Below are 7869 nucleotides of genomic sequence, written 5' to 3' on the forward strand. Positions count from 1 at the left end.
TGTGGGCTGGAATCGATGCAAAACGTAGCTGCTCTGAGGTAGAATTCATGCCGGGCAAGGTGCGTTCGTGTTGAAATTGTGTTTTAGGGATAACTCACATTTTATCAATCACTTACGGCATTCTTGCTCTTTTTTATGCAAAATTCAGGCTAGCGGCTGCGCGCGGCCATTTTGCTCAGCACGTAAATACCATACAGCGACGCGATGCCGACAACCACATACACCAGGCGCGACCAGGTGCTGCGCTCGCCGAACAGCGCGGCCACCAGATCGAGCTCGAAGGCCCCGACCAGGCCCCAGTTGATACCGCCGACAATCATCAGCACCATCGCGACCCAGTCGAGGGCTGAAAAATGCGTTGCGTGCAAGATGCTGCCGGAATTGCGCCGTTCGGGAATGTGGCGGCGTTCGTTTGCGGGTGCGTTCATTGTTGCCATTACTGCCTCCTTGTGGTCTCCACCAGAGCGGTGGCGTCCCTCTAGGACAGCACAGCGGGGCATAAAGTTTGCGCGATCGTGCAGGCCGACGCGCGCGCCGCGCTTCGGGTATGGTGATGGACGAGTCCACCCATCCAAGGAGTTCGCCCATGAGCGAAAAGAGCATCAAGCGCCTGCATCCCGCGCAGCGCGACGACATTGGCGAGCTGATGACCCAGCGCCCGCTGCCGGGACCGTATGTCGAGCAGATCGATCCCTTCCTGTTTCTCAATCACCATGGTCCGCAGCACTACCCGCCGGGCAACCGTGGCTTGCCGTTCGGGCCGCATCCGCACCGCGGCTTCGACACCGTGACCTTCATCATCGACGGCGCCCTGATGCACAAGGATAGCGCCGGGCACGAGAGCGTCATCGGCGCCGGCGGCGTGCAATGGATGACGGCCGGCAGCGGCATCGTGCATGCCGAAGTATCGCCGCCGGCGTTTCGCGAACAGGGCGGCCAGCTCGAAATCCTGCAACTATGGATCAACCTGCCGGGACGCCTGAAGATGACGGCGCCGGCCTACACCGGGCTGCAGCGCGGCGATATTCCGACGCTGCAACTCGATGGCGGCAAGGTCGACCTGCACCTGATCGCCGGCGCATGGGATGGCAGCGAAGGCCCGCTGCAATCGCTGACCGGTGTGTTCATGAGCACTGTTGCGATGCGCGCCGGCGGCCAGTTGCACGTGCCGGACCTGCGCGCGCGCAATGTGTTCCTGTATGTGGTGCGCGGCGCCGTGGAAGTGAACGGCGACCGCGCCGACGCCTTCCACCTGGCCGAACTGAGCGAGGAAGGCGTCGCCCTGACGATTGCCGCCGAGACCGATGCGCTGCTGATCTTCGGCCACGCCACGCCGCTGAACGAGCCGCTGGTGTCGCACGGACCGTTCGTGATGAACACGCGCGAGGAAATCGAGGCCGCCATTGCCGACTTCGAAGCCGGGCGCTTCCAGAGCTTGCGTTAAGGCCGCATCAGCCCTGCGAGAGGAGCGCCTCGGTCGACAGCACCAGGGTCTCCTTGATCTCCTCCATCACCACATAGCTTTTCGACTGCGCCGCGCCGGGCAACTGCAGCAGCATGTCGCCGAGCAGCTTGCGGTACTCGGCCATCTCGTGAATGCGCGCCTTGATCAGGTAATCGAAGTCGCCCGACACCAGATGGCATTCCTGCACCTCGGGAATGCGCAGCACCTCGCGCCGGAACTGTTCGAAGGCCGAGGCCGACTTCTGGTTCAGGGTAATTTCCACGAACACCAGCAACTTCGCCCCCAGCGCGGCCGGATCGACGCGCGCGTAATACCCGCTGATGACCCCGTCGCGCTCCATGCGCTTGACGCGCTCGATGCAGGGCGTGACCGACAAGCCGACCCGCTCGCCCAGGTCCTTCATCGAGATGCGCCCTTCGAGTTGCAGGATGCGCAGGATGTGGCGGTCGAGCTTGTCGAGGCTGCGGGTCGATTCTTTAACGATGCGCATGAAATTCCACTAAATAAGTGCAGTTATACGTGAACAAAGCCTGGTTGAAACCCAATAATATAGCGGAAATTCTTGCATCCACATTTAATCTTCCGGAGAGACCATGCGTGTCGTCATTTTGGGCAGCGGCGTTATCGGCGTCACCACGGCTTACTACCTGGCCAAGGCCGGCCACGACGTCACCGTGCTCGACCGCCAGCCCGGTCCCGCGCTCGAAACGAGCTTCGCCAACGCCGGCCAGATTTCGCCCGGCTACGCCTCGCCGTGGGCCGCGCCCGGGATTCCCCTGAAGGCGATGAAATGGATGCTGCAGCGCCACGCCCCGCTCTCGATCACGCCCGACGGCACCACCTTCCAGCTCAAATGGATGTGGGACATGCTGCGCAACTGCACCGCCGACCGCTACGCGGTGAACAAGGAACGCATGGTGCGCCTGGCCGAGTATAGTCGCGACTGCTTCAAGACCCTGCGCGAAGAAGCCGGCATCAGCTATGAAAGCCGGCAGCAAGGCACCATGCAACTGTTCCGCACCGAACAACAGTTTGCCAGCGCGGAAAAAGATATCAAGGTGCTGCGCGATTCGGGCGTGCCGTACGAGCTGCTCACGCGCGACCAGCTGGGCCAGGCCGAACCGGCGCTGGCGCTGGTCAAGGACAAGCTGGTCGGCGCGCTGCGCCTGCCCAATGACGAGACCGGCGACTGCCATCTGTTCACCACGCGCCTGGCCGGCATGGCCGAAGCGCTGGGCGTGCGCTTTCGCTACAACGTCGCGATCGACCGCCTGGCGGTGAGCGGCAACGCGATCGGCGGCGTGCAGTGCGGCGACGAGCTGGTGCAAGGCGACGCCTACGTGGTCGCGCTTGGCGCGCACTCGACGGCGTTATTGGCATCGATCGTCGACATTCCCGTGTACCCGATGAAAGGTTACTCGATCACCGTGCCGATCACCGATGCCAGCAAGGCGCCGGTCTCGACCATCCTGGACGAAAGCTACAAGATTGCCGTGACCCGTTTCGAGGACCGCATCCGGGTGGGCGGCATGGCCGAGATTGCCGGCTTCGACCACCGGCTCAACCCACGCCGTCGCGCCACGCTCGAGATGGTGGTGGGCGACCTGTTCCCTGGGGCCGGCGACAGCGCGCGGGCCACGTTCTGGACCGGACTGCGCCCGATGACGCCGGATGGCACCCCGATCGTCGGTCGCACCGCGCTGGGCAACCTGTTCCTCAACACCGGGCACGGCACCCTGGGCTGGACCATGTCGTGCGGCTCGGCACAGATGCTGGCCGACCTGATGTCGGCCAAGCGCCCGGCGATCCGCTTCGACGACCTGTCGGCTGCTCGCTACCACGGCCGCGGCAGCGACGCCCGCCTCGACCTCGCCAACGCCTGACACCAAAACTCCTACCCCCGCACCAAACCCGCCTACAACCGGGGTCTGACCTCTGATTCGAAACATTTTTTGTTGCGAATCAGAGGTCAGACCCCGGTTGTAGGCGTTTTGACGGCAGGGTAGGAAATGGACGTTGTAAAAGGTGGACAGCGCTGATGAAGGAAGTTGGTGGAGGCGAATTCATGTTACTCTTTGGATACTGTTCGTGCATCCGGAACATCTCCGATGCACCGTGATTCAGCGCCAGCACCCAGACTGATCGTCCATCGCATGCCTTGGACGCTCGTGCGGAGCGAAAACTTCTTTCATCCCGACCGCGCCGCCGTTGCGCGCACGGTCCTCGTCCAGGAAACTATATGAAAAAGAATCTCTCGTGGGTATTGGCCGCCGCTGCCCTGACCGTCGCCGGCAGTGTCTGCGCCAGCACGATCACGATCGAATCGGCGTCCGCCACGCCATCAGGCACGCTGGCCGACGCCAGCGCCTACCAGAGCGCCGTCAACGCTTCGCTGCGGGGCGCGGCCTACACCAAGACCAGCGTCGAGTCGTACAACAACATCAGCCACGCCAGCCTGTTCGGCGGGAACAGTAATTTTGCGCTGAAGTCGACCATCAATTTCGGCGTCACGCAAGCGAACGCCGGCCTCTGGCAGTTCCGCGCAGGCGTCGATTTCGGCTTCGGCGGCGCGCTGTTCCTCAACGATGTGGCGCTCGACGTGAAAAGCCATGATATGTGGTGGGCCGGCCAGTACAACAATGCTTCGCAGTACTTCAACGCGGCAGTCAATCTGGGCGCGGGCAACCATACCCTGACCATCTATGGCTTCGAGGGCTGCTGCGATGGCGGCCAGCAGGCGCAGTTCATGGCGCCCGCCGGCACGTTCACCAGCTTCAGCAATACGGATCAGCTGGTCAGCGCCGTCCCGGAACCGGAAACCTATGCCATGTTCCTGACCGGCATGGCCATGCTGGGCTTTCTCGCGCACCGTCGCCAGCGCCCGGCCAGCGTCAACGCTTAAAGCATGCCGGGGCAGGCCGCGCCACGCCGGCCTGCCCTCGTCATTCCACCGTGATCGGCAGGTCGCGTCCGCTCTGCGCTTCGTTGCCGACATAGTCGGCGGCGAAGATGCGGATCAGGTAGTCGCCCGGCGCCAGCGCGGCCGGGTCCCAGCCGCCGGTTTTGGCCACGCCGTCGCGCACGGTGTTGGTCACCACGTACAAGAAGCGCGTCGTCGCGCTGCCATACACGGTGATGCCGCTGTTGTCGGCGTACGCCAGCTTGACGCTTTCCGGGTCCGGCGGCAGCTTGTTAAATTCGATATTGACCAGCGGCTTGCCGAAGCCGGCCAGCGGCGTGCCATCGGCCTGCAAGACCTGGTAACCCACCTTGTACAAACCGAGCTTGCGCCGCGCGGCGTTGCCGTCGGCCTGGTCGTAGGCGTCGACCACGATCCCCAGCGGCCCGGCGCCGCGCGCCACCATCACGCGCTTGCCTGGCTTGCGCGCCAGCGCCGTGCCGGCCGCGTCGACCAACTCGATCTTGTCGATGCGCGGCGCCACCTGGTCGGAAAAGCCGGTAAACGGCAGCACCATCGGATTGGCTTCCACCCCGCCCGGCTGGTACACCAGGTGCACGTGGTACATGCGGTTGACCGTGCCCAGCGCGTCGCCGACGTGAAAGCGCGTGCCGCGCCGCACGCGCATGCGCTCCGGCTTGCCTTTCTCGTTATTGAGCATGATGAAGCGCGCCGGATCGAGCGGCGCATCCTTCCCCGTGCGCCCGACCCGCATGTGGATGTAGGCCATGCCGTCGATGCTCATGCCTTCGCCCACCTCTCCGAAGGCCCAGTTGGGCACGGGGCTGCTGACCTTTTCGTCGGCCACCGCCAGCACCGGCACGCCCATGTCGGCCTGCACGTCGAGGCCGCTGTGGAAGTGGTGGCGGCTTTCGCCGTTGTAGCTGCCGCGTACTTCGCCGATGGTGCCGACCACTTCGTGGCGCTGGTCCTGCGGCTTGAACGGCCACGGAAACCGCCCGGCCGCCGCCGGCGCCGGCCCGGATGCGGGCATGACAAGCGGCACAGCGGCCGGCGCGGCCGTGGCAACCGGCGCCGCCGCCTTGGGCGCCAGCACCGCGCTGGCGCCGTCGCGCCGTGGCGAGACCCGGTGCACGGTGCGCTTGACGGCATCGCTGACATACAGCCCGCCCGCGCGGTCGAGCGCGATGGCACTGGGGCGGCTCAGGCGCAGCGCCCGGTCGTCACCGACCTCGATGTCGACGCCGATTCCGGTCAGGCCCTGCAAGAGGCCGTCCGGAGTCACTTGCAGGATGCGCCCGCGCCAGATGTCGCCCACGTACAGAAAGCCGTCATGCGTGAGCGCCAGCGCGACCGGGCGCCGCAGCAGCGGTTTTTCGGCGTCTTCCGGCGCCTTGGCCAGGGTGCTGACCTGCCCGTCCGGCGTCAGCTTGCGCACCGCGCCGTTGCTGGTGTCGGCCACGTACAGCGCGCCTTTGGCGTCGACCACGACCGAGGTGGGCGTGTCGAACTGCGCGCTGGCGAACGGCCCGTCCACGTAGCCGGGCGCGCCGCCGGCAAGCGTGGTCACCATGCCGTCCGGTGCGATCGCGCGGATGCGGTCGTTGTAGGTGTCGGCCACGTACACCACGCCGGCCTTGTCGACCGCCACGCCAACCGGCCCGTTGAAGATGGCGACGTCCGCCTTGCCGTCCAGGTAGCCGGCCACGCCGCCGCCGGCGAGCGTGCTGACCACGCCTTGCGGGGTGATTTTGCGGATCGCGTTGTTGCCAGTATCGGCGACATACAGGTTGCCGGCGCCGTCGATGGCCATGCCGGACGGGGTGTGGAACGCGGCCGTCGCGCCGCTGCCGTCGGCAAAGCCTTCCTTGCCGCCGGCCAGGGTGGACACCACTCCCTCGGGCGTGATTTTGCGGATGCGGTTGTTCTCGCCGGCGTCGGCCACGAACAGGTTGCCGTCGCGGTCGATCACCATGCCGAAGGGGTCGGAAAAGCGCGCCTGCGCCGCGCCGCCATCGGCAAAGCCGGCGCTGCCGTTGCCGGCCACGGCGCCGATGCTCACCGGCCAGCCCAGCACGGTCGGTTGCGGTTTGATGCCGACCATGGCCGCCACCCCGGCCACCGAGGGCGGCGCGCCGCGTTGCAGCGCGTACCAAGCGCCGCCCGCGCCAATGGCGCCGATGGCCGCCGCGATCAGAAGCGGCTTCGTGTATTTTCCGTTCAAACTTGTCACCTGGCTGCGCATTATCAAAACACGAAGCTTACCTCATCATCAAGTACACTAGTTGCCGGCCGGATGACCGGCGATTTCACGATCGGAGTTTTCATGATGAGCTCGAACAGGCTGGCGTGCGCGCTGGCCCTGGCCGCCTGCCAGGCGGGAACCGCCCTGGCCGCCGGCGCGCCCCCGGCCACCCTGGAGCGCTTGCACGTGGCCAGCGCCCTGACGGCGCCCCAGTCGTTCACCTTCGGGGTGGAAGGACCTGCCGTCGATGCCGCAGGTAATGTGTATGCGGTCAATTTTGCGCGTCAGCAAACCATCGGCAAGGTCAAGCCGAACGGCGAGGCCGAGGTGTTCGTGACCCTGCCCGGCGCCAGCGTGGCCAACGGCATCCGCTTCGGGCCGGACGGCGCCATGTACGTGGCCGATTACGTCGAACACACGATCTACCGGATCGATCCGGCCAGCGGCGCAATTGCCATCCACGCGCGCGAGAGCGCCATGAGCCAGCCGAACGACCTGGCCATCACGGCCGCCGGGGTCATCTATGCGAGCGACCCGGACTGGAAGAAAAACAGCGGACGCGTGTGGCGCATCGGGCGCGACGGCAAAGTGACGCTCGCGGCCGACCAGCTCGGCACCGCCAACGGCATCGACGTCAGCCCGGACGGACGCACCCTGTATGTGAATGAAAGCGTGCAGCGCGTGGTGTGGGCGTTCACGATCGCGCCCGATGGCACGCTCGGCGGCAAGCGCCGCATCGCCAGCTTTGCCGATCACGGGCTCGATGGGATGCGGGTCGATGTCGACGGCAACCTGTACGTCACGCGGATCGGCAAGGGCACGGTGGTCAAGCTGTCGCCCGAAGGCCGCACCCTGGCCGAAATCGCCCTGCCCGGCAAGAAGCCGAGCAATATCAGCTTCGGCGGACCGGACGGACGCACGGCCTATGTGACCGAGGTGGAGCACGGGCAGTTGCTGCAATTCCGGGTGGCGCGTCCGGGGCTGGAATGGCAGCAACGCCAGGCCGGCGGCGCCAGGGCGGCGCAGTAAACAAGGCGGTGGTTGCTAGCCTGAATGTTTCATGAACTGCCAGTGCGTTGCTGGCTGGACGATACGAAACCTCGTCGGCAGTATTTTCGATGGTCGCGGGTAATGGATGCCCTACCCGATTGAACGGGGCATCGAATGGCGCAGTATGCGGTTGAAGGTTGGCGGGTTGGTGGTCAGTTCTCGGCAGACCGGACGTGGCTTGCTCAGGAC

The 7869-nt window shown here is 65.4% G+C and carries 7 protein-coding genes; 4 read left to right on the forward strand and 3 right to left on the reverse strand.

The genetic code is table 11. The features are described 5' to 3' along the window. Positions 1 to 149 precede the first annotated feature (149 nt). Positions 150 to 437 carry a DUF378 domain-containing protein gene (locus F2P46_RS34980; protein ID WP_166899018.1) on the reverse strand — a complete coding sequence of 96 codons (288 nt, stop codon included), beginning with the start codon at positions 435 to 437 and terminating at the stop codon, positions 150 to 152. A gap of 149 nt (positions 438 to 586) precedes the next feature. Between F2P46_RS34980 and F2P46_RS34985 the strand changes: the two genes are divergently transcribed. Continuing rightward, positions 587 to 1444, forward strand: a complete 858-nt coding sequence (locus F2P46_RS34985) for a pirin family protein (protein WP_166899020.1) — start codon at positions 587 to 589, stop codon at positions 1442 to 1444. 7 nt (positions 1445 to 1451) lie between these two features. Here the strand turns inward: F2P46_RS34985 and F2P46_RS34990 are convergent, their stop codons facing one another. After that, positions 1452 to 1955: an Lrp/AsnC ligand binding domain-containing protein gene (locus F2P46_RS34990; protein WP_166899021.1), complete on the reverse strand. Its 504-nt coding sequence runs from the start codon at positions 1953 to 1955 to the stop codon at positions 1452 to 1454. Between the two features lie 103 nt (positions 1956 to 2058). On the opposite strand from F2P46_RS34990, the gene F2P46_RS34995 reads away from it, so the two are divergent. Together F2P46_RS34995 and F2P46_RS35000 are read left to right on the forward strand one after the other, a co-directional pair. Next, entirely contained in the window at positions 2059 to 3348 is a 1290-nt protein-coding gene (locus F2P46_RS34995; protein WP_166899023.1) for a D-amino acid dehydrogenase, read from the forward strand. A gap of 356 nt (positions 3349 to 3704) precedes the next feature. Then, complete coding sequence (locus F2P46_RS35000) at positions 3705 to 4367, forward strand: CCXG family PEP-CTERM protein (protein WP_166899025.1); 663 nt, start codon at positions 3705 to 3707, stop codon at positions 4365 to 4367. A 40-nt stretch (positions 4368 to 4407) separates the two neighbouring features. On the opposite strand, the gene F2P46_RS35005 is transcribed toward F2P46_RS35000, so the two are convergent. After that, positions 4408 to 6609 carry an NHL repeat-containing protein gene (locus F2P46_RS35005; RefSeq protein ID WP_229509587.1) on the reverse strand — a complete coding sequence of 734 codons (2202 nt, stop codon included), beginning with the start codon at positions 6607 to 6609 and terminating at the stop codon, positions 4408 to 4410. A 102-nt stretch (positions 6610 to 6711) separates the two neighbouring features. Between F2P46_RS35005 and F2P46_RS35010 the strand changes: the two genes are divergently transcribed. After that, positions 6712 to 7659 carry an SMP-30/gluconolactonase/LRE family protein gene (locus tag F2P46_RS35010; protein ID WP_208296911.1) on the forward strand — a complete coding sequence of 316 codons (948 nt, stop codon included), beginning with the start codon at positions 6712 to 6714 and terminating at the stop codon, positions 7657 to 7659. Positions 7660 to 7869 lie beyond the last annotated feature (210 nt).

Source organism: Massilia sp. CCM 8734 (genome assembly GCF_011682155.1).
GTDB lineage: Bacteria > Pseudomonadota > Gammaproteobacteria > Burkholderiales > Burkholderiaceae_D > Telluria_A > Telluria_A rubra.

Bases quoted from the DNA above. Each gene is read 5' to 3' on its own strand.
- F2P46_RS34985 (WP_166899020.1), top strand. From the start codon at position 587: ATGAGCGAAAAGAGCATCAAGCGCCTGCATCCCGCGCAGCGCGACGAC.
- F2P46_RS34980 (WP_166899018.1), bottom strand. From the start codon at position 437: ATGGCAACAATGAACGCACCCGCAAACGAACGCCGCCACATTCCCGAA.
- F2P46_RS34990 (WP_166899021.1), bottom strand. From the start codon at position 1,955: ATGCGCATCGTTAAAGAATCGACCCGCAGCCTCGACAAGCTCGACCGC.
- F2P46_RS35000 (WP_166899025.1), top strand. From the start codon at position 3,705: ATGAAAAAGAATCTCTCGTGGGTATTGGCCGCCGCTGCCCTGACCGTC.
- F2P46_RS34995 (WP_166899023.1), top strand. From the start codon at position 2,059: ATGCGTGTCGTCATTTTGGGCAGCGGCGTTATCGGCGTCACCACGGCT.
- F2P46_RS35010 (WP_208296911.1), top strand. From the start codon at position 6,712: ATGATGAGCTCGAACAGGCTGGCGTGCGCGCTGGCCCTGGCCGCCTGC.